Origin of the sequence: Flavobacterium flavipigmentatum (assembly GCF_020911905.1) — a bacterium.
GTDB classification, from domain to species: Bacteria; Bacteroidota; Bacteroidia; order Flavobacteriales; family Flavobacteriaceae; genus Flavobacterium; species Flavobacterium flavipigmentatum.
Map to the genome: position 1 here is coordinate 2,112,850 of NZ_CP087133.1, position 22,211 is coordinate 2,135,060.

At 34.4% G+C, this 22,211-nt stretch carries 14 protein-coding genes; 5 read left to right on the top strand and 9 right to left on the bottom strand.

What is annotated here, in order from left to right:
• Positions 1 to 8: 8 nt before the first annotated feature.
• The 8 genes from LNP22_RS09300 to LNP22_RS09335 all read right to left on the bottom strand — a co-directional run bounded on the left by LNP22_RS09300 (position 9) and on the right by LNP22_RS09335 (position 7,568).
• Positions 9 to 755, bottom strand: coding sequence for a DUF2490 domain-containing protein (locus LNP22_RS09300; protein ID WP_229976290.1), 747 nt, complete (start codon positions 753 to 755; stop codon positions 9 to 11).
• 180 nt (positions 756 to 935) lie between these two features.
• Entirely contained in the window at positions 936 to 3,482 is a 2,547-nt protein-coding gene (locus LNP22_RS09305; protein WP_229976291.1) for a TonB-dependent receptor, read from the bottom strand.
• A 245-nt stretch (positions 3,483 to 3,727) separates the two neighbouring features.
• A complete protein-coding gene (locus LNP22_RS09310) occupies positions 3,728 to 4,141 on the bottom strand; it encodes an RrF2 family transcriptional regulator (RefSeq protein ID WP_072975146.1) in 414 nt (137 codons plus the stop codon).
• Between the two features lie 78 nt (positions 4,142 to 4,219).
• Positions 4,220 to 5,044 (bottom strand): TPM domain-containing protein, encoded by an 825-nt coding sequence (locus LNP22_RS09315; protein WP_229976292.1) that lies wholly within the window; start codon positions 5,042 to 5,044, stop codon positions 4,220 to 4,222.
• A 3-nt stretch (positions 5,045 to 5,047) separates the two neighbouring features.
• Positions 5,048 to 5,485, bottom strand: coding sequence for a TPM domain-containing protein (locus LNP22_RS09320; RefSeq protein WP_229976293.1), 438 nt, complete (start codon positions 5,483 to 5,485; stop codon positions 5,048 to 5,050).
• A 90-nt stretch (positions 5,486 to 5,575) separates the two neighbouring features.
• The gene (locus LNP22_RS09325; RefSeq protein WP_229976294.1) at positions 5,576 to 6,157 is read right to left on the bottom strand and encodes a LemA family protein; all 582 of its coding nucleotides are present in this window, start codon (positions 6,155 to 6,157) and stop codon (positions 5,576 to 5,578) included.
• A gap of 45 nt (positions 6,158 to 6,202) precedes the next feature.
• On the bottom strand, positions 6,203 to 6,535 hold the full coding sequence (locus LNP22_RS09330) for a MerR family transcriptional regulator (protein WP_229976295.1): 333 nt from the start codon (positions 6,533 to 6,535) through the stop codon (positions 6,203 to 6,205).
• Between the two features lie 55 nt (positions 6,536 to 6,590).
• Entirely contained in the window at positions 6,591 to 7,568 is a 978-nt protein-coding gene (locus LNP22_RS09335) for a M23 family metallopeptidase (RefSeq protein WP_210667793.1), read from the bottom strand.
• 261 nt (positions 7,569 to 7,829) lie between these two features.
• Between LNP22_RS09335 and alaS the strand changes: the two genes are divergently transcribed.
• Together alaS and LNP22_RS09345 are read left to right on the top strand one after the other, a co-directional pair.
• Positions 7,830 to 10,466 (top strand): alanine--tRNA ligase, encoded by a 2,637-nt coding sequence (alaS, locus tag LNP22_RS09340; RefSeq protein ID WP_229976296.1) that lies wholly within the window; start codon positions 7,830 to 7,832, stop codon positions 10,464 to 10,466.
• 169 nt (positions 10,467 to 10,635) lie between these two features.
• Positions 10,636 to 11,391 carry a hypothetical protein gene (locus LNP22_RS09345; protein WP_229976297.1) on the top strand — a complete coding sequence of 252 codons (756 nt, stop codon included), beginning with the start codon at positions 10,636 to 10,638 and terminating at the stop codon, positions 11,389 to 11,391.
• Between the two features lie 271 nt (positions 11,392 to 11,662).
• On the opposite strand, the gene LNP22_RS09350 is transcribed toward LNP22_RS09345, so the two are convergent.
• Positions 11,663 to 13,408 carry an ABC transporter ATP-binding protein gene (locus LNP22_RS09350; RefSeq protein ID WP_229976298.1) on the bottom strand — a complete coding sequence of 582 codons (1,746 nt, stop codon included), beginning with the start codon at positions 13,406 to 13,408 and terminating at the stop codon, positions 11,663 to 11,665.
• Between the two features lie 234 nt (positions 13,409 to 13,642).
• Here LNP22_RS09350 and LNP22_RS09355 point away from each other — a divergent pair, with 234 nt between their 5' ends.
• From LNP22_RS09355 to tamL, 3 genes are all read left to right on the top strand, one after another.
• A complete protein-coding gene (locus LNP22_RS09355) occupies positions 13,643 to 14,593 on the top strand; it encodes a GSCFA domain-containing protein (protein WP_229976299.1) in 951 nt (316 codons plus the stop codon).
• A gap of 175 nt (positions 14,594 to 14,768) precedes the next feature.
• On the top strand, positions 14,769 to 19,856 hold the full coding sequence (locus LNP22_RS09360; RefSeq protein ID WP_229976300.1) for a translocation/assembly module TamB domain-containing protein: 5,088 nt from the start codon (positions 14,769 to 14,771) through the stop codon (positions 19,854 to 19,856).
• A gap of 4 nt (positions 19,857 to 19,860) precedes the next feature.
• Entirely contained in the window at positions 19,861 to 22,155 is a 2,295-nt protein-coding gene (gene tamL / locus LNP22_RS09365; protein ID WP_229976301.1) for a translocation and assembly module lipoprotein TamL, read from the top strand.
• Positions 22,156 to 22,211 lie beyond the last annotated feature (56 nt).

Here is a 22,211-nt window from a genome sequence, read left to right on the forward strand (position 1 = left end):
TTTTATGTTTATTTTTTTACAATTTTACGATTTATTTTATGATGAATCGTAAAACGAATAATATCCCGATCATAAAAATCAACGCCGCTTGCTCGTCTTTGAAAGTTTTTCAGGTATCCTAATTCTAAACCAATATTAGGATTTAATTGATACCGGAATGCAGTATAAATTCGGTTTTGATCGAAGGTATTTCTTTTGTTTGTTTTTCCAAAATTAAACATAATTTCATCTGAAATAATGCCTTTTAAGTTTTGGTTTTCTTTTTCAAAAAGAGTAAAAATAGATTGCAAACGGTATCTCATTCGAAAAGAAAATGAAAAATCATCAAGTAACTCCATTTTATTGGCTTTTTGAATAAAACGTTCCTCCAATTGAAAACGATTGTGAAATGTAATTTTTGCAAAATCAGTATTAAAAGTAGCGTCTTGTTGTGCCCGATATTCGGGTATAGAAAAATCTAAATCGGTATGCGGATCTTGTGTATTTACATTAAAATAAGTTATTCCCGCACCCATTTCTATAGTTTTATTTGCTCGGTATCTTCCTTGTATTCTAAGTACCCAAAGATTTTCCCGAATAGGATCGACAAAATTTCTGTTGTCAATTTCCGAGTGAATCGCCCACTTAACATTTAAAGGAAAAACAGCGTAATAACGTATCCATGTTAGAGTTTGTTGATCAACTTTTTTCTGGGCTTGCGCTGATAAAAAAGTAGCCGTGCTTATTATGAGAATAATTATTTTAAGAAATTTCATTCAGAAATAAATTCATTTTAAGCTGCGAATATAGGCAAATCAGAATGTTATTTCTAAAACAAAAGGCGTTTTTAAAATTACTTTGAGTTTTATTTTGTGATTTTATAATAAAAAAACGAGATATGTTCTGATAACAAATCTCGTTTAATCACTAACTTAATTACACTATTTTTTTATTGTTTATAGCACATATTTTAAGGTAATTCCATAAGTTCTTTGATCTCCCAATACACCTGCGTATTGGCCGGTATTTCCGCCTGCGGGTAATAATTGTTCGTAATAATCTTTGTCAAAAATATTGCGTCCCCAGAACTGAACCGATAATCCTTCGGTGGCACGGAACCCCAAACGGGCATTAAATAAGGCATAACCATCTACCACCAAATATTTTGAAGCAGAAGGACTTGAAGAGAATTCAGAACGGGCATAAGAATCTATGGCAAGGAAAATTTTTCCTGAGTTACCAAAGAATCTTGCTTGGTCAGACAGCTCACCTCCTAAAGATCCTGCCCATTTTGAAGCACCCGGTAAAGCAGATCCAGAAACGTCTTTAAACGATACAGCAGACCCAGTTTCTTCTAATGGAAGTGGTGCATTGGTAAATTTTACATACTTACCATCTGCGTAAGTTACTGCTCCGTTTATTGTTAGATGCGAGCTAATTACAAAGCTGGCATCCAATTCTGCACCTTTTACCTGAACTTTGTCGGCATTGGCAAGATAGCCTCGGTTTACACCCAATTCAGCTGCTTGAACATTGGTTTGAAAATCTGTGATATCAGTATTAAAGAATGTCAAATTGAATATAGAATTTTTAAAAGGAGACGTTTTTACACCTAACTCGTAATGATTTACTTTTTCAGGCTTAATTACAGCAAGTTCTAATAGTGGAAGCCCCGCTGAATTACTCGGAAGTCCTGCCACATTTACTCCCACTGGTTTGTAGCTTTTTGCGTATGTCGCATAAACATTGATTTTATCAGTGGCTTTGAAAGAGATGGTTAAATTTCCAGAAAAGTCTGTATTATCAGTACTTGATGTAAAAGCCTGATCGGTATATACTAATTTTTTTAAGGCAAGTAAGGCGGGATCTGTAGTTTGTAGCCCTCCGTATGTGGTGCGTTTGTAATCTGCATCTTTCTTATCAAAGTTATAGCGTACACCCGGCAAAATATGCAAGCGTTCTGTTATCGCCCAGTCCAATTGACCAAATACAGCAGCACTAGAAGATCTGATGCTGGCATCTGTTTTTATGCCATAACCTTCAAAAAGGCCAGGTGTACTCCATTGATTACTGGTTGTACTTTGAGAGAACCTCCGCTGTGCATTACCTGATTCTTCAGTACCATTTGTTGTTGATGTTTGATCAATAAAAAAGGCACCTACAACACCACTTAATGTAGAAGTTACTTGACCCGCAAAACGCACTTCTTGTGTTGTTTGTGTCTGTCTTGTAGGGTTTTGTGATTTTGCCAACACTTGCAGACCTGTAAAATCTCTATCGTTTGATGGATCCCAATTCCAAAAACGCCATGCTGTTGTTGAGGTCAGTGTTCCGTTTCCAATTTTGGTATCAATAGTAAGGGATAAACCGCCCAAATCTTGTCCGGAGCGCCAAGGAGTATCATGGTCAATTTTACGATCAAATGCATTCTGACTCGGTAGTTGGTAATTCAAATCTTTAATAATGGCATCAAATTGACGGTATGCAGCTCTTTTTGTAGGCGCAACACCTGCGACAACCTGAGCGTAACCATCAGGGCGTTGCGTGGTAATATCTGCAGCAAACAATATATTGGTTATTTCTGATGGAGTGTACAACAATTGTCCTCTAATTCCTTGATTATTTAGCGTGTTAGTCGCTCTGCCTGTTGCAACATTATCAATCAAACCATCGCGTTGAGTACCCGAAAAAGAGATACGGCCCGCCAGTTTTTTACTAATTGCTCCTGTGATAGAAGCTTTTGCCTGTAGAAAAGCATAATTTCCGTAGCTTACTTCAAAATCTGCACCAGACTTAAAACTTGGTTTGCGTGTAGTGATATTAAAAGCACCCGAAGTCGTGTTTTTACCAAACAAAGATCCTTGTGGTCCGCGAAGTACTTCAATTTGTTCTACATCAATAAAATCAAGAGTAGTTGCCGCTGGACGGGCATAATAAACACCATCCACATAAAAACCAACTCCAGGGTCAATTCCGTCATTGGTTAGTCCAAAAGGAGAGCCTAAACTACGAATATTAATTCCTGTATTTCTCGGATTTGATGAATAGAGCTGTACTGACGGAACCAGTTCTTTAATACGGTTTACGTTAAAAGCTCCTGCTTGTTCGGCTTGCTTCCCTGTAATAACAGATACCGCAATCGGAACGTCTTGTACTTTTTCGATGCGTCTTCTGGAAGAAACGACTACTTCTACCAATTGGTTTTCTTCTACTAAAATTACTTGAACAGGAATTGTGGTGATTGCTGTAACTTCTATTTCTAAAGTTTTATATCCTATGTATTGTACTAAAATAGTTAGCGGAAGTTTTCCTTTTGTATCGATACTAAATTTTCCGTTTTCATCGCTTATAGTACTTATTGTAGTTCCTTTAATAACAATGTTTGCGGCTAATAAAGGTTGATTTTCGCTATTGGTTACAACTCCTTCAATATTTTGTGCGAATGCAATTGAAAAGGTTAAAAATAAAACAGTTGTAAATATGTTTTTTATAGATGTTTTCATTTTATATTAAGTATATGTAATTAGTAGAATTTTAAATAAATTTTTTTACCAACACATACACATCATAAATGAATTGTTTTTGACAAGAGTCAAATTATTGTTTTGATTTTTTTTTAAAAGATTTTTTAAGACACCTGATGGACTGTAATGTACTTTCATAAGTTTGAATTTATAAATAGCTGTTGATTATTTTTGCAAATATATATAAATTCTATAAAAATAGTAGAATATAAAAAAATATTTTTTTATTTCTTTACCAATGAAGCTATTGTAATGCCTTCCATTGCTTTCAAAGTTTTGTCACGAATAAGCAGTAATCCGTGACGCAGACTGCATTCAGACTCAGTTTTACAATCAGAACATGGCTCATAAAAGTTTAATGAAGCGCAGGGCAGAAGCGCAATTGCACCGTCAAACAAACGATGAATTTCGGCCAACGTAATATCGTTTTTAGATTTTATCAGATAATATCCACCAAATTTTCCTTGCTTACTGCTCACAAAACGGCCTCGTTTAAGATCTAATAAAATTTGCTCTAAAAACTTTTTTGGAATGTTGGCGCCATCAGCAATTTCTATGGTTCTAGAAATGTGATTTTCGTCTTGCTCAGCGAGATAAAGTAAGGCTTTAAGAGCATATTTTGCTTTATGTGATAACATAGTAAAAATTAAAAATGAGGATCAAAAAAACCCGAAACTAAAAAACTTGAAACAAAAGAAACCAGAAACAAAACTTTGTTACCAGCTTCCGCCAGAACCACCACCAGAGAATCCGCCTCCGCCAAAACCACCACCGAAGCCACCTCCGCCACCAGATGATCCGCCTCCGAAGCCTCCAAAACCGCCTCCGCTGCTTCTACCAAGACTGCTTAGAAGAATTACATCCATAAGGCTAGGACCTCCGCCATTATTATTACCAGAATTTCCGCCTCCGCCACGTTTGTTTCTGGAGATTAAAATCAGTACAATAACGACTATAAAAATAAAGGGAAGTATTGGGAATTTTTTTCCTTTGGTTTGTTTGCGCTCTCCTTTGTATTTTCCTTTAAAAACATCAAAAATAGCATCTGCTCCTTTGTCAAGGCCTTTGTAATAGCTTCCTCCTTTAAATTCAGGAATAATAATATTTCTAATAATTTCACCGCCAATTCCAGCTGTAAGACGATCTTCCAGTCCGTAACCGGGAGAAATCCATATTTTCTTTTCGGCTTTAGCCAATAAAATAATGACACCATTATCGTCTTTAGAAGTGCCTCCAATTCCCCATTCCTGACCCCATTTTGGTGCGAGAATACCAATGTCTTCGCCTTTTAAAGTCTCAATCGTAATCACAACAATTTGAGTTGTAGTCGAATCTGAATAACGAATTAGTTTTTCTTCCAATTGCGATTTTTCAGATGCACTCAAAACATTTGCATAATCGTAAACAGACGTCTGAAAACTTGGTTTTTCCGGAATAGTAAATTGCGCCACAATACCATTACTGTTAAAAAACGCAAGTAATAAAAAGATAAACTGAAAAATTCCTTTGGAATTTGATAGGAGGTTTTTTGAAATTTTCATTATTTATCCTTTTGAGATTTCGTTTGATAATTCGTTGGTGTCATCAGTAGACCATGGGAAATGTTTTTTCAGTTGTTCGCCGGCGTTTAAAATACCTTCTACAATACCTTGCTTAAAATTTCCTAATTTAAATTGTGCGCTCATTTTATCTTTGGTACAATCCCAAAAATCATCCGCTACGAGATCATTGATGCCTTTGTCGCCACAGATAATAAAGTTTTTATCGGCAACTGCAAAGTAAAATAAAACTCCGTTTTGCAATTGAGTTTCATCCATTTTTAATTCATGAAAAACTTCTAAAGCCCTGTCAAAAGGAACCTTGGAAGTTGTTTTTTCTATATGCACTCTAATTTCGCCAGAAGTATTTTTTTCGGCCACACGAATAGCTTCAACAATTTCCTGTTCTTCTTCTTTGGATAAAAAATCTTCTACTTTTGACATTGAAATTATTTTTAAATGAAGATTAACGACTTTAGATTCAGATTAATATCTGTAATTAAAAATCGTTAATCAAAAATATTAAATCTTTTTTTAGAATTTTACTTCAACGGGTTTGTCTGCTCCTGTAACAGCTTCAAAATAGGGTTTTTCTTTGTAGTCTAAGAACCATTTGTTCGGAATAGAAAGAATGTAACCGTTGTATTCTTGCACAGCCTCATTAAAACGAGTTCTACCAGTTAAAATTTGATTTTCTGTACTTGCCAATTCGTCTTGCAATTTCAAGAAGCTTTCATTTGCTTTTAGCGTTGGATATTGTTCAACAGATACCAATAATCTTGATAATGATGACGATACACCGCTTTGCGCCTGGTTAAACTGAGCTAATTGTTCTGGTGTAACATTGCTCGGATCAATTGTTACTGCTGTAGCTTTTGCACGAGCTTCAATAACCGCAGTCAACGTTGATTTTTCGAAATCTGCGGTTCCTTTAACCGTATTAACTAAGTTTGGAATTAAATCATTACGTCTTTGATAAGCTGTTTGCACATTTCCCCATTCTTTATTGACAGCCTGATTGTATTTTAAACCTGTGTTTTTAATTCCGATTGACCAAAATGCAATAATAGCGATAAGTGCTATAATAATTCCTACAGGGATTAACCATTTTTTCATGTTTGCTTAATTTAAGTTTATTTTTATGTAATTGATTTTAAAGTATTATAATTCGTTTTTAATTTCTGTTAATTGTGTTTTTATCGTCTCTAATTTACGTATTATTTCGAATTTATCTAATGTTTTCTTTTGTCCTTCTTTCAAATGTGTTTTGGCGCCTTCTAGGGTAAAACCTCTTTCTTTAACCAAATGATAAATCAATTGAAGGTTGGTAATATCTTCGGGCGTAAACATTCTGTTGCCTTTTGCATTCTTTTTTGGCTTCAGAATATCAAATTCGCTGTCCCAAAAACGTATCAGCGAAGCATTAACATCAAATGCTTTGGCCACCTCGCCAATGCTGTAATATCTTTTGCCTTCTTTTAACTCTATATGCATTTATCTTTTCTTTTTCTTTTCGCCACCACTTATAAAGAGAACGTTTTTTTTTGTATTAATCTAATGACTGATTTTCCTGATTTGCCAATTGCGCAATCGCCACATATTCTACCGCCGAGATATTTCCGTAGTAAAAATTCAGCGGATTCACTACTTTACCGTCCTTGTGTACTTCGTAATGGCAATGTGGTCCTTCTGATCTTCCTGTACTTCCCACATAACCAATAACGTCTCCGCGTTTGACATGTTGTCCTGCCCGACAGTTGTATTTGCTCAAATGTGCATATAAACTTTCATATCCAAAACCATGCCTGATTACGATATGATTTCCGTATCCCGAGGCCGAATTATCAGCTCTTGCAATAACGCCGTCACCAGTTGCATAAATCGGAGCGCCAGTCTTGGCAGCAAAATCCATTCCATTGTGCATTTTTTTCACTTTCGTGAAAGGATCGGTTCGGTATCCAAACCCAGACGCCATGCGTTTCAGATTTTCATTCTGAACAGGCTGAATCGCCGGAATTGCCAGCAATAAATGTGATTTTGTACCCGATAATTTCAAAATTTCATCCAAAGATTTAGATTGAATCGCCAATTGCTTTGACAATTGATCAATTCGCTTTGTCGTATTAATAACCAATTGCGAGTTGTTGTATCCTTCTAATACTTTGTATCTATTGATGTCCTTAAAACCAGCTTTTCTAATCGAATCAGGAATTTCAGTTTTATTAAAATACACCCGATAAATATTATTGTCACGATTTGCAATTGCCTCTGTCACATCGTCAATTTCATCCATTTTTTTATTCAAAATAGCATATTGCAATTTCAAATTTTCAAGTTCTCGCGTTTGCAAACGATCTTTTGGCGTTTCAAAATAAGGAGTGTTAATTAAAAGTACAAAAACCAAAAATCCAAACAAGGCCGAAGCCAATAAAAACAATAACCCGTAGCCAATTTTAGCTCTCTTTCTGGTTTTTATTTTTGTATAAGCCAGATTTTCTGAGTCGTAATAATATTTTACTTTCGCCATATTTTAAAATACCCTATTTTTGCAGCTCGTTAAAATAGTTAGTCGAACAAATTTAAGAAATGTTTCAGATGTTCGCCGCTTTTTTTTAAGAATTAAACAAATTAGATAATGTGCCAACTTGATAATTAGATAATGTCTTAAAAGTGAAGTTTATTGTATTGAAGTATAAATTTCCACTAAAAAAGTATCATTATCGTATTTTCAGGCGTAGTAAATTCTCTAATTGACACATTATCAAATTATCACATTTCTAATTAAAATATGAAATCACAAGACGTACGTAAACAATTTTTAGACTTTTTTAAAAGCAATGGGCACTTAATTGTTCCTTCGGCTCCTATCGTTCTTAAAGACGATCCAACGCTTATGTTCAATAACTCGGGAATGGCCCAGTTTAAGGAATATTTTTTAGGAAACGGAACACCAAAAAGTCCTAGAATCGCCGATACACAAAAATGTCTTCGTGTTTCAGGAAAGCATAATGATCTTGAAGATGTAGGTTTTGATACCTATCACCATACGATGTTTGAGATGTTGGGTAACTGGTCTTTTGGCGATTATTTCAAAAAAGAAGCCATCAATTGGGCATGGACTTTATTGACAGAAGTGTATAAAATTCCAAAAGAAAATCTGTATGTTTCTGTTTTTGAAGGAAGCAAAGAAGATAATGTTCCGTTTGATCAGGAGGCTTGGGATATTTGGAAAACATTAATTGATGAAGATAGAATTATCCTTGGAAATAAAAAAGATAATTTCTGGGAGATGGGCGATCAAGGACCTTGTGGACCTTGTTCAGAAATTCATGTTGATTTACGTTCAACAGCTGAAAAAGCATTAGTTACAGGAAAAAGTTTGGTCAACAACGATCATCCGCAAGTGGTAGAAATCTGGAATAATGTATTCATGGAATTCAATCGTAAAGCCGATGGATCTTTAGAAAAACTGCCTGCGCAACACGTAGATACCGGAATGGGATTTGAACGTTTGTGTATGGCTTTGCAAGGCAAAACATCCAATTATGATACGGATGTTTTTACACCGCTTATCGCGAAAGTTGAACAAATTACGGGTTTAAAATACACATCTGATGAGGTAAAAAACATCAGCGAAGAACAAAACAAAACCAATATTGCAATTCGAGTTGTGGTAGATCACGTTCGTGCGGTTGCGTTTGCAATTGCAGATGGGCAGCTGCCATCAAACACGGGAGCGGGTTATGTTATTCGCAGAATTTTGCGTCGAGCTATTCGTTATGGCTTTACATTTTTAGATACCAAAGAGCCTTTTATCAATAAATTGGTAGAAGTTTTAGCGAATCAAATGGGAGAATTTTTTCCAGAAATCAAATCGCAGCAACAATTGGTTACCAATGTAATCCGTGAAGAAGAAGCTTCCTTTTTAAGAACTTTAGATCAAGGTTTACAGTTATTAGATAATGTAATTGCACAAACCAAAGGAACTGAAGTTTCTGGAGTAAAAGCATTTGAGTTGTATGATACTTTTGGTTTTCCTAAAGATTTAACTGCTTTGATTTTGAAAGAAAAAGGAATGTCTTTCAATGAAGCAGAATTTGATGCCTCAATGCAGGAACAAAAAAACCGTTCGCGCGCAGCATCCGAAGTTTCAACAGAAGATTGGTCGGTGTTAACACCAGGAAATGTAGAAACATTTGTAGGTTATGATAAAACAGAAAACGAAGTAAAAATTACACGTATTCGTAAAGTAGATTCTAAAAAAGATGGTGTTTTATACCAAATTGTTTTAGACAATACACCGTTTTATCCAGAAGGTGGAGGACAAGTAGGTGATAAAGGAACGTTGGTTTCTGCAAACGAGACCATCGAAATCATCGATACAAAAAAAGAAAACAACTTGATTTTGCATTTCGCAAAACAATTACCAGAAAATATAGAAGCTGGTTTTGTAGCAAAAGTCAATACTGATTTAAGAACATCAACTTCTAAAAATCACTCTGCGACGCATTTAATGCATTTGGCTTTGAGAAACCTTCTTGGAACTCATGTGGAACAAAAAGGGTCTTTGGTAAATCCAAATTATCTTCGTTTTGACTTTTCACATTTTTCTAAAGTTTCTGATGAAGAATTACGTCAGGTAGAAGCAAGTGTAAATGCACAAATTGAATCGCAATTGCAATTGGTAGAACATAGAAATATTCCAATTAAAGAAGCGTTGGATAAAGGCGCTATGGCGTTGTTTGGAGAAAAATACGGTGATTCTGTGCGTATGATTGAATTTGGCGAAAGCAAAGAATTATGTGGTGGAATTCACGTGAAAAACACGGCAGAAATCTGGCATTTCAAAATCATTTCAGAAGGTGCGGTTGCAGCTGGAATTCGTCGTATTGAAGCGATTACGGGTGATGCAGTGAAAAATTTCTATCAAAATCAAGAAAATACATTAGCTGAAATCAAGGAAACTTTGAAGAATCCGCAAGATGTTTTAAAATCTGTGGCCTCATTGCAAGACGATAATGCAAAGTTGAAAAAACAAATAGAGCAATTATTAAAAGAAAAAGTAGGCGCTTTGAAATCAGAATTGGAGAAAGATTTTAAGGAAGTAAACGGCGTAAATTTCCTTGCAAAACAAGTAGATTTAAGTATGGCCTCAACAAAAGATTTAGCTTCTGCTTTAGGAAGTTCAAAAGCAGATTCTTTTGTATTTCTAGCATCTATTGAAGAGGATTTGCCAAACATTCACTGTTATATCGCAAAAGAATTAGTAGCAAGCAAAAGCCTAAACGCAAATGCTGTTATCAAAGAATTAGGTAAATATATTGAAGGAAATGGGGGAGGACAGCCTTTCTTCGCATCTGGAAAAGGTAAAAATGCTGCAGGAATTGCTGAGGCTTTGGCTAAGGCAGTTGAGTTTGTGAAGTAAGTTTTTAAATAAATGCATTTCTAAAATTTATATTTAGAAAACATTAATTACGAAAGCCCGAATATATTATTTTGATAATTATTCGGGCTTTTATATGCAATTAGTGTAGGTTTTTAGTTATGATTTTGTTTTATTTGCACAATAATTAATAAGGACTAAATTAATAAAAATGAAAAAAATTCTATGCCTTTTTGGTGCTGTGGCACTAATGCTAACTTCTTGTTCTAGTGATGACGATAAAACTTCATCTGAAGAAAATGTGGTTTTGTTACCTAAAACAGAAAAGTATACCTATGCGACTAATCCTCAGGAAAACAGCATCGTTACTTATTCTTATGATGGAAACAAAATAGTGAGTTTGACTTACAATACAGGTGAAAAAACAGTATTTACCTATACTGAAAATTTAATTACAAAAGCAGTTTATACGGAAACCTACGAAGGTGCGATGCGTATTTTCACAACCACTTTTACTTATGATAATGGTAAATTAAAGTCTTCTTTTCAGGTTGGCTCAGCAAACTCTTTAAATAAAAGAAGAACATACACGTATAATGCAAACGGAACAATTTCAACAGTTACTGTTTTGATTAATCCTACAACGCAATTAGAGACTCAAGATTCTTCTAGTACACTTACTTTAGATGCTAGTGGAAATATTGTTAAAGCAGAATTTAACGATTTAACTACTATAATTGAATATGATACTAAGAATAATCCTTTCAGAAATGTTTTAGGATTTACTTCATTATTGGATTCTGATATTTTTGACAAAGATGTTAACTCAGTTAACAATATTGCAAAAGTAATAGAAAAATCAGGAGCTGTTATTGAGGGGACAACGACTTATACAAATTCTTATAATAGTGATAACTACCTGATTAAATCAGTAAGTGGAAACGAGACTTACGAGTACACCTATTAAATAAGAATATCTAGGGGGTCGATTTACAAAAGTATGAGATTTCTTTAGAAGATTTTAAACAATAAACCCGACAGATTTTTAAAATTTGTCGGGTTTTTGTTTATAAGTAATTTTTTTATTTTATTTCGATGAAGGAGAAATCTTCGCAATGAGTATCCAATCTTTGTAGAGCTTCTCGTGGAGATTTCTCCTTCGTCGAAATGACAAATAGTACGTTTAATTGTTTGTTTAAACGTATCAACTTATATTCTCAGTAACTTAGAAGCTAAAACTACTTGCGCTCTCCAATCTGTTGCCTCCACATTGCGTAATACAAACCTTTTTCGAGAATTAAATCTTCGTGTTTGCCTTGCTCGATTATCTTTCCTTGTTCCAAAACAAATATTTTATCAGCATGCATAACAGTAGATAGTCGGTGAGCGATCAAAACGGTAATTCTGTTTTTGTCGGATATATTTCGGATAGTGGCATTGATTTCCTCTTCTGTGATAGAATCTAATGCCGAAGTTGCTTCGTCAAAAATCAATAAATTCGGATTTCTTAAAATGGCACGAGCAATTGATAAACGTTGTTTTTCGCCACCTGAAACTTTAATTCCGCCTTCGCCAATTGTAGTATTCAAGCCATCTTCGGCACGTTTTAATAATTTTTCACAACTGGCTCTTTTTAGAGCGTCGTATACATCTTCGTCTGTTGCATTGGGTTTTACAAACAATAAATTTTCACGAATTGTTCCGGAGAATAATTGCGCATCTTGTGTAACGAATCCTAATTGTTTTCTTAGATCTAATAAATCAATTTCGGTCGAATCAATCTTGTTGTAAAGAACCTGACCTTCAGCGGGCGTATATAATCCCACTAATAATTTTACTAGAGTTGTTTTTCCTGAACCGGAAGGACCAACAAAAGCAACGGTTTCACCTTGTTTAATTTCAAAGTTAATATTCTCTACCGCTTTAAATTTTGCTGTTTTATGCTGGAAACTGACATTTGAAAAAAGTAACGATTGAATGGCGCCTACATGTTTTGGGTTCTTAGGACGAAATTCTTTTGGAGCGCTCAACAAGGTTTTAAAGTTTTCCATTGAAACTTTGGTCTCATTAAGCGTAATAATAAAATTGCCTAACTCTTGTAAAGGGCCAAAAATAAAAAAGGTAAAAAAGACCATAGTCAGTAAATCCCCTACTATAATTTTGTTGCCAAACAAGAAATAATACAGAGCAAAAACCACACAAGTTCTTAAAAAATGAACGGTTGTACCTTGAATGAAACTTAAACTTCTAATAAAACGAATTTTTTGCAATTCGAGTTGTAGAATTTTAAAAGTGTTTAAATTAAGACGTTTCTCTTCCTGATAGGTCAATCCCAAACTTTTTACAAGTTCTATATTTCTCAAACTTTCGGTGGTAGAACCTGCCAAAGCATTGGTTTGATTGACGATTTTTCGAGAAACCACTTTTATTTTTTTACCCAGGTAAGAACTGATTAAAGCGATAATAGGGGCTGTTATCAGAAAGATAATCGAAATGCGATAATCAATTCGGGCAACGTACAGAATGACGAATACAAATCCGATAACCGTTTGAAATACAAGTGAAATAGAAAGTGTAATTAGTTTTTCTGAATCAGATCGTACTTTGGTCAATTTGCTTAACGTTTCACCACTGCGTTGGTCTTCGAATTCGGCATAAGGCAAATCCAATGATTTTTTGATTCCGTCAGTATACATCTGAGCGCCAGTCCGCTGAATGACTACATTGGTAAAATAATCCTGAAAGTTTTTGGTAATTCTAGAAATCATTGCAGCACCAAGAGAAAGACCGAGCCAGAAAGCAAGGGATTTGATAAAACCCATTTCGTTCCCTTTGTATTTATGCAGTCCAACGCCGCAATCTTGCATTAATTTACCTGTAATTATAGAGTCTGACAAGCTGAAACAAATATTGATTGTAGCCATAATTAAGGCAAAAAACAATAACATTTTATGTTTGATTATGTAGGAATATAGTAATTTCATATCAAGTATAATAAAAAAAAATAGAAGATGCAAAAGTAGTGAATAGTTTTGCTTTGTGAAGTTGATTTATTGTTATTAATAATGTAATTTTTCGCAAGTAGATTTTGGTAATGCTTTATCCGAAAAAAACGTTCAAAATTAAATACATTAGGAAAATAGTGTAGTAATGCGTTTTACATTTTAATCGGCTGTTTTTGTTTCTAAAAAAAACCGAAATTTGCAGAAAATAATCTTATGCAATTCAGAACCCAAATCCCAATTTCTAAAGCGAATAATCCAATTGATTATAATTCAAAAATTGTTTCTATTGGTTCTTGTTTTGCAGAAAATATGGCTGATAAGTTTGACTATTTTAAGTTTCAAAATGCTACAAATCCTTTCGGAATTATCTTCAATTCAGTTTCGATAGAGAATATTATTCGAAGAGTAATTGAACAGGATTTTTTTAGTGAAAAAGATATTTTTTTTCACAATGATTTATGGCATTGCTACGAAGTACATTCTGAGTTGTCTGATCCTAATAAAGATCATTTCTTAGAGAATTTAAATCAAATAATTAAGGCGATAACTTCGGAATTATCTTCGGCTACACACCTTATTATCACGTACGGAACATCATGGATTTATAGAAACATAGAAAGCAATAATATCGTTGCGAACTGTCACAAAGTACCGCAAAAACAATTTTCTAAAGAATTATTATCGGTAAATGATATTCAAAAAAGTATTCAAAATACAGTTGGTTTAATTCGGACTTTAAACCCAAATATTACTTTTATTTTTACAATTTCACCTGTGCGTCATATAAAAGATGGTTTTGTCGAAAATCAGCGCAGCAAGTCGCATTTGTTTGCGGCTTTGCACCAAACTTTCGACTTTCAACTTTCGACTTTCAACTATTTTCCTTCATACGAAATTATGATGGATGAACTTCGTGATTATCGTTTTTATGCCGAAGACATGTTGCATCCTAACCAGCTTGCAATTAATTATATCTGGCAACGTTTCAGCGAAAGCTTTATTGATGAAACGGCCTTTACAACGATGAACCAAATTTTAGAAATACAAAAAGGGCTCACGCACAGAAGTTTTAACCCGAATTCTGAACAGCACCAGGCATTTTTATCAAAACTGCGTTTAAAAATAAGTGCAGTAGAAGAACAATGGCCACACATCAAATTTTAGACAACTATTTTAAACTATTTTAAAAGTAAAATTATTCTTATATTTGATTGTAATTTTGAAACAACTTAGTGTAATTACGTAAAAGGTTTCATTTTATTTTTTACAATTTTGTAAATTGTATAAGACTGTACTTTCAGTACTCTTTTACGTTAATCTAAATGTTTTTTGTTCACGTATGAATAGCAAATCAGTTCATTATTTAAAAAAAACAGTACGTGTGCTACTTTGGTGCTTGGCTTCGATCACGGCACTTTTATTACTTTTAACGATCTTAATTCAGGTTCCGTCGATTCAAAATTATGCCAAAGACAAAGCCATTACTTATTTGCAAAAAAAGATAAAAACCAAAGTTTCTTTAGATCGAATTGCTATTCATTTTCCGAAAGAAGTTGTGCTGGAAGGATTTTATTTTGAAGATCAAAATAAAGATACACTTTTAAGTGGCAAAACATTGGAACTCGATATTGATTTGTTTAAATTGATTAGTAGTGAACTCGAGATAAATTCGATATCCCTGCAAAATACTACAGCAAATATTTCCAGAAATAAAGACGGAGTTTTCAACTTTGATTATATTATAAAAGCATTTGAATCGAAGGAACAAAAAGAAAAAGATCCGGACAGTAAACCGTTTACAATTTCGGTTGTCAATGTAAATCTGGACAATATAAAATTTAATTTTAAAGACGATTTTTCTAAAAATGATATCAAGGTCAAATTAAGACATTTTGATACCAAATTCCAGAAATTTGATTTAGACAAAATGAGTTTTGATATCCCGAATATTAATCTAAACGGGTTACAGTTGGTTCTGGATCAAGATGCTGTCGAGAAAATTGCCGAAGCGTCTGTTAATGCGGTTGATACCATTTCTAAAAGAAAAGATTTCAATTTAAAACTAGGCAAAATAAGTTTGTCCAAAATTGATATTACTTATGATAACAAAGATTCAAAATTAGATTCAGGAATAAAATTGGGTAATCTTGATGTAGCCGTTAATAAAATCGATCTGAATAATCAACTGTTGGATTTTGATGTTTTCGAACTAAAAAATCTAAAAGGAAACCTTCGTTTAGGAACCAAAGACAAGCAAATAAGAACGCCCAATTTAGATTCGACTTCGATTAAGCAGGTGGGTTGGAAAGTAAAATTGAATAAGGCAGAATTAGAAAACATTGCCTTTAAATTTGATGATATGCACTCAAAACCCGCTCAAAAAGGGATAGATTATAGTCATCTTGATTTGCATAAATTTAATTTTAAAGCTGAAAAATTATATTACGGCAATGATACAATTTCCGGAAATATCAAATCTCTTACAGTAAATGAAAAGAGCGGTTTGGCGATTCAGTCGCTCAAAACAGATTTTTTTTACGGGCCCAAAAATGCGTATTTAAACAATTTGTATTTGCGTACACCTCAAACGCTGTTAAGAGATAATATTAAATTGCGTTACCAGTCGATCACTACGATTTCTAAAAACATAGATAAACTTGTTTTAGACGCCAATTTAAAACAATCAAAAATAGGTTTCAAAGATGTTTTATTGTTTGTTCCGGATTTGCAAAAGCAAGATATTTTCAGGAGTAATCCTAATGCAATTTTGTTTTTGGATAGTCGTCTGAGCGGAAAAGTCAGTGATTTGAACATTCAGCAATTTGAAATGAAAGGCATTGGAACCACCAGAGTTTCGCTTTCCGGAAAAATAAAAGGAATGCCAGATATTGAAAAGGCATATTTCGACTTGAATATTAAAAAGTTACAAAGTTCCGCCAAAGATGTCACTTCTTTTGTGCCGAAAGGAACAATTCCGGACAATATTCAGTTGCCAGCTCAATTTAATTTACAAGGAAAATTGAAAGGCGGTATTCAAAACTTCAAAACCAATCTGACTTTAAACAGTAGTTTTGGATATGCAAAAGTCGATGCTTTGTTTGATCAGCGCATCAAGAAAAATGAAAAATATGACGCAACCGTTTATTTGCTCGACTTTGATTTGGGAAAATTAATCAAAAACGATTCTATTGGAAAAATTTCGCTTAAAGCGAAAGTGAAAGGGAAAGGTTTAGACCCGAAAACGGCTCAGGCAGAATTAGATGGTTTGGTTCAGAAAGCAGTTTTTAACAAATATACGTATCGAGATTTGGCTGTAAAAGGAAGCATTGCGAATGGTGCTTTTGAAGTAAAATCTGGAATGAAGGATCCGAATTTGCATTTTGATTTGGTGGCTAGCGGAAACACAAAAGAGAAATATCCGTCAGGAAAAATGAAGCTCAATCTTGACATTGCCGACCTCGAAAAGTTGCATCTTCATGCTGGGCCAATGAAACTTCGCGGAAACATAGACGCGGATATTACCAATAGCAATCCTGATTTTCTTAACGGAAAAGTATTTTTGTCTAATATTCAGATTTTGCAAAGCGCAGCACCCATCGTTTTAGATTCGGTGAAAATAATTGCCGTTGCTGATGATAATCACAACAATATCAAAGTTAGTTCTCAGTTTTTAAAGGCTGAATTGGATGGAAAATACAAATTGACAACGCTTTCGAATAGCTTGCAAAAATCGCTTTCAAAGTATATTGATTTAGGAACTCCAAAATCTAAAACAGTTGCAGACGATCAAAATATAACGTTGAATTTGAGTGTTGAAAATGATCCGATATTGTTTCGACTAATTCCAAATCTAACCAGTTTGGAACCTATTAAAATTACAGGAAAATACAATAGTGTGGCAGATTCTTTAGAAATTAAAGGAGCATTTCCCAGAATTGTTTACGCCAATACTACTATTTCTGACGGAAAAATGAAGGTAGAAGTAAAGGAAGATGCTATAAATTATCAGCTAAGTGTGGCTACGATTGAGAGCGGTTCTCTAAAAATTCCGTATACAAGTCTGACAGGAAAAGCAGCAAACAATGAGCTGACGTATGCGTTGGAAGTGAAAGATACAAAAGAGCAGCAACAGTATTTTATTGCTGGAGAATTGCTTCGTGATAAAGCAAAAAATACAGTAAAATTTGATGCTCAGAATTTTGTCCTTAATTATGACAAATGGAATCTGAATGCTGATAATTCGATTGAATTTGGAGGTAAAAGATTGTATATTAATAAATTGTATCTGGATCATTCGGGTAATGAACTCAAAATACAATCGCAGGGAAATCAGGATAATGCCCCGCTTCAGATTGATTTTGTCAATTTTAAAATTGAAACCATTTTGAATATGGTTAAAAAAGAGAAATTGTTAATGCAAGGTCTGATAAACGGCTCTGTTTTGGCCGAAAACGTGCTGACAAAACCCACTTTTACTTCAGATTTAAAAATTGATGAATTTGCTTTTAAAGGCGAACCCGTAGGAAATATAACGGTAAAAGTAGACAATAAAACAAACAATACTCTCGCAGCAAATGTTAATTTAAGCGGAGAAGGAAATGATGTAAACCTGCTTGGAGATTATAAAATTGATACCGGTAATTTTGACTTGAATCTGGATATTAGTCATCTGAATATTAAAAGTATTCAGGGTTTTAGTATGGACAATATCAAAGAAGGATCAGGATTTTTGTCTGGAAATTTTAAAGTTACAGGAAACGCGGCAGCTCCAAAAGTAGCGGGAGAATTACAGTTTAATGATGCCGGTTTTAGAATTACGCAACTTAACTCTTATCTAAAAACCAATAAAGAAAAAATCACTTTTAGAAACGATGTAATTTCGTTTGATAAATTTTCGTTTTATGACGAGAACGATAATGAATTATTCGTAAACGGAACGATTGGTTCTTCTGATTTTAGAAATTTTAATTTTGCATTGCTCGTTGAAGGAAACGATTTTAGAGCGATTCATTCTAAAGCAGCCGATAATGATTTGTTTTATGGCGATTTATTTTTAGATACAAAACTCAATATAAAAGGAACTTTAGAAAGTCCTGTAATAGGGGGAACGATCAAGATAAATAAGGAGACCAAATTTACAGTTGTGTTGCCACAATCAGATCCGTCGATTGCCGACAGAGAAGGAATTGTTGAGTTTGTTGATGAAGATAATATCTATCTCAAGCAAACTGTCGATATGCAGAATAAACTCAATCAGTCAGAGCTAAAAGGGATGGATGTGAGTGTGGCTATTTCGATAGATAAAGAGGCCGAACTTACTTTGGTTATTGATAAAGGGAATGGTGATTACTTGAATTTAAAGGGAGAAGCTGAGCTGACTGGAGGAATCGATCCTTCAGGAAAAACAACTTTGACAGGTAAATATGAGTTTTCTGAAGGAGCTTATGAGATGAATTTTAATATGATTCGTCGCAAATTTGACATTCAGAAAGGAAGTTATATTATCTGGAATGGCGAGCCGACAATGGCAAACCTAAATATTACGGCCATCTACAAAGTAGGAGCAGCGCCAATAGATTTACTAGGAAACCAGTTGGGCACCATGAGTCCAACAGAAAAAAACACCTTTAAGCAAAAAATTCCGTTTCAGACACATCTGAAGATGAACGGAGAACTTTTGAAACCCGAAATCACTTTTGATATTGTGCTTCCCGACGGCAATTATGGCGTTGCATCCAATGTGGTAGATATGTCACGAATAAAATTAGAGCAATTGCGTCAGGAGCCGGCAGAAATGAATAAACAGGTTTTTGCACTTTTGTTATTGAATCGATTTATTGGAGAAAATCCGTTTGCGAGTGAAAGCGGAGGAACTAGCGCAGAATCTTTGGCGAGACAAAGTGTGAGTAAAATACTTTCGCAGCAATTAAATGATTTTGCAGGTGAATTAATAAAAGGGGTTCAGCTGGAATTTGATTTAGAATCTACAGAGGATTACACGTCGGGTTCCCGAGAAAACAGAACAGATCTGAATGTTGGTGTTTCTAAGAAACTCTTAAATGACAGATTGAAAGTGACCGTTGGAAGCAGTTTTGGAGTCGAAGGTCAGGAGCGTGCCAATGAGCAAAGTACCAATATTGCGGGCGATGTGGCCCTAGATTATCAACTTACCAAAGATGGGCGTTATATGGTTCGTGCGTATCGAAAAAACGAGTATCAGGTAGCAGTAGAAGGACAAGTTGTAGAGACTGGTGTTGCTTTTATTATTACAATGAGTTACAATAAATTTAGTGAACTTTTTCATAGAAGTGAGGCAGAAAAAGAAATGATCAGGCAAGAAAAATTGCAGAAACAAAAAAGAAAACTAAAAGAAAAAACGCAAGAAAATAAAGAAGATCAAATTGAAGGAAATGAGCAAAAAACATAGTAATATGGAATTTAAATTTATAAAATACTGTATCGCACTATTGGTATTTTTTGCTTTTGGATGCAGCAATGTAAAATATTTGCCTGAAGGCGAATTGTTGTACACGGGAGCTTCTGTGACAGTAAAGGATTCTATTATCAAAAAGAGAGACAGAAAAGCACTTGAGAAAGAGTTAGAGGATTTGTTGCGCCCCTTGCCTAACAAACAAATTTTAGGATTACGCCCAAAATTATGGATCTACAATTTGGCAGGAGAACCCAAAAAAGAAAAAGGGTTTCGTTATTGGTTACGAAATAAAGTGGGTGAAGAGCCTGTACTTTTTAGTAAAGTTGATCTGGATTATAACTCCTCAATACTGCGAAATTTTGTAGAAAACCGAGGTTATTTTAAAGCGAGAGTCAGTGCCGATTCTACTGCAAAAAACAAAAGAGTTACAGCAGAATATCTAGTTTGGCCCAAAAAACAATACAAAATAAAAAGCGTCAAGTTTCCCGAAGATTCCTCGGCTTTAGGGAAAGCTATAGCCAGAACAAGTCGCAGAAGCTTGCTTAAAGAAGGAAATCCGTACGATCTAACTGTCATAAAAGCTGAGCGCGAGCGTATTGATTCCCGATTAAAAGAAAAAGGATTCTACTATTTTAATCCCGATTATATTTTGGCACAGGTGGATAGCGCAAAAGGCGATTATGAAGTACACATTAAATTAAAAATAAAAGAGCAGACACCGGAAAAAGCGACTATTGCTTATAAGATTGATAAAGTCGTTGTCTACCCTAATTTTTCAATTTCAAAAGACAGTCTTAAATATAAAAAAGAAGATGTTGTGTTGTATAAAGATTTCACCATCATCGATACGGCAGCTACTTTTAAACCACGAGTTTTTGACAGGGCAATTTACTTTAAAAAAGGAGATTATTATAATCGAAAGGATCATAATCTTACGTTGAATCGTTTTGTGAATCTGGGAACATTCAGCTTTGTGAAAAATGAATTTAAAACTTCTGATAGTTTGAAGAACACCTTAGATTCTTATTATTATCTGACTCTTTTGCCTAAAAAATTCATTCGTGTAGAAGTTTTAGGAAAAACGAATTCGGCGAGTTATACGGGAACAGAAATCAATGTCAATTGGAACAATAGAAATTTGCTTAGAGGCGCAGAATTGCTGACTGTATCCGTTTTTGGAGGCGCAGATTTTCAGCTTTCTGGACAAAACAACGGGCAAAATATCTATAGACTGGGAGCAGAAACCAGTTTGGTATGGCCAAGATTTATTTCGCCATTTAATTGGGAAGGTTCCAGTGAATTTGTGCCAAGAACCAAAGCTTCATTGCGTTACGAATATCAAAACAGAACCCAACTGTATGCTTTAAATTCATTCAAAACCTCTTTTGGGTATATTTGGAAAGAAAACAGTAGAAAAGAACATCAATTGAATGTCGTCGATATTACGTATGTGAGTCCAAATAATGTCACCGCTGCCTATTTGGAAGATGCTAAAACCGATGAATCCTTAAAAAGAATAATAGAAAAACAATTGATTTTTGGCCCAACCTATTCTTATACATACACCAACACGATGCAAAAACGTAGAAAAAATACCTTCTACTTTAATGGCGAATTAGACTTGGCAGGAAATATTACAGGTTTGGTAACAGGAGCAAATATCAAAAAGCAGGATACAATAAAAATATTCGATGTTCCTTTTAGTCAATTTGTAAAGCTTAAAGCTGATTTTAGGCATTATCTTAAACTAGGCAAAGAAAGCGAACTGGCAAGCAGAATCATTTTAGGAGCAGGGTTTACATACGGAAATTCGAGTGTTTTGCCTACTTCTAAACAATTTGTTGTGGGAGGAACCAATAGTATACGAGCTTTTAGAGCAAGAACATTGGGGCCTGGAAGTTATTTCAATGTTCCTACTGTAAACAATTATTTGCCGGACCAATCTGGCGATTTAAAATTAGAGTTCAATACAGAATATAGGGCAAAATTGTTCAGTATCGTGAGAGGAGCTTTGTTTATAGATGCAGGAAATATTTGGCTTTTGAATGCAGATCCTAATAAAATCGGAGGTGAAATTTCTAAAGATTTCATTAAAGATATTGCAGTAGGAGTAGGTGCCGGTTTGCGTTTTGATTTGTCATTCCTGGTTTTAAGAACAGATCTTGCATTCCCGCTAAGAAAACCGTATTTGCCACAAGGGGAAAGATGGGTGATCGATGCCATTGATTTTGGAAGTGGCCCTTGGCGAAAAGAAAACTTAATGCTCAATATCGCCATTGGATATCCTTTTTAGAATATTTTAAAAAACACTTCATTTAGCTTTAAAAAAGAAGTAAATTAGTTTAAAAA

Excerpts from the sequence above, each read along its gene's own strand:
- LNP22_RS09355 (WP_229976299.1), top strand. The coding sequence starts at position 13,643 with ATGCAATTCAGAACCCAAATCCCAATTTCTAAAGCGAATAATCCAATT.
- LNP22_RS09300 (WP_229976290.1), bottom strand. The coding sequence starts at position 755 with ATGAAATTTCTTAAAATAATTATTCTCATAATAAGCACGGCTACTTTT.
- LNP22_RS09335 (WP_210667793.1), bottom strand. The coding sequence starts at position 7,568 with ATGGCGAAAGTAAAATATTATTACGACTCAGAAAATCTGGCTTATACA.
- LNP22_RS09305 (WP_229976291.1), bottom strand. The coding sequence starts at position 3,482 with ATGAAAACATCTATAAAAAACATATTTACAACTGTTTTATTTTTAACC.
- tamL (WP_229976301.1), top strand. The coding sequence starts at position 19,861 with ATGGAATTTAAATTTATAAAATACTGTATCGCACTATTGGTATTTTTT.
- LNP22_RS09320 (WP_229976293.1), bottom strand. The coding sequence starts at position 5,485 with ATGTCAAAAGTAGAAGATTTTTTATCCAAAGAAGAAGAACAGGAAATT.
- alaS (WP_229976296.1), top strand. The coding sequence starts at position 7,830 with ATGAAATCACAAGACGTACGTAAACAATTTTTAGACTTTTTTAAAAGC.
- LNP22_RS09330 (WP_229976295.1), bottom strand. The coding sequence starts at position 6,535 with ATGCATATAGAGTTAAAAGAAGGCAAAAGATATTACAGCATTGGCGAG.
- LNP22_RS09310 (WP_072975146.1), bottom strand. The coding sequence starts at position 4,141 with ATGTTATCACATAAAGCAAAATATGCTCTTAAAGCCTTACTTTATCTC.
- LNP22_RS09345 (WP_229976297.1), top strand. The coding sequence starts at position 10,636 with ATGAAAAAAATTCTATGCCTTTTTGGTGCTGTGGCACTAATGCTAACT.
- LNP22_RS09350 (WP_229976298.1), bottom strand. The coding sequence starts at position 13,408 with ATGAAATTACTATATTCCTACATAATCAAACATAAAATGTTATTGTTT.
- LNP22_RS09325 (WP_229976294.1), bottom strand. The coding sequence starts at position 6,157 with ATGAAAAAATGGTTAATCCCTGTAGGAATTATTATAGCACTTATCGCT.
- LNP22_RS09315 (WP_229976292.1), bottom strand. The coding sequence starts at position 5,044 with ATGAAAATTTCAAAAAACCTCCTATCAAATTCCAAAGGAATTTTTCAG.
- LNP22_RS09360 (WP_229976300.1), top strand. The coding sequence starts at position 14,769 with ATGAATAGCAAATCAGTTCATTATTTAAAAAAAACAGTACGTGTGCTA.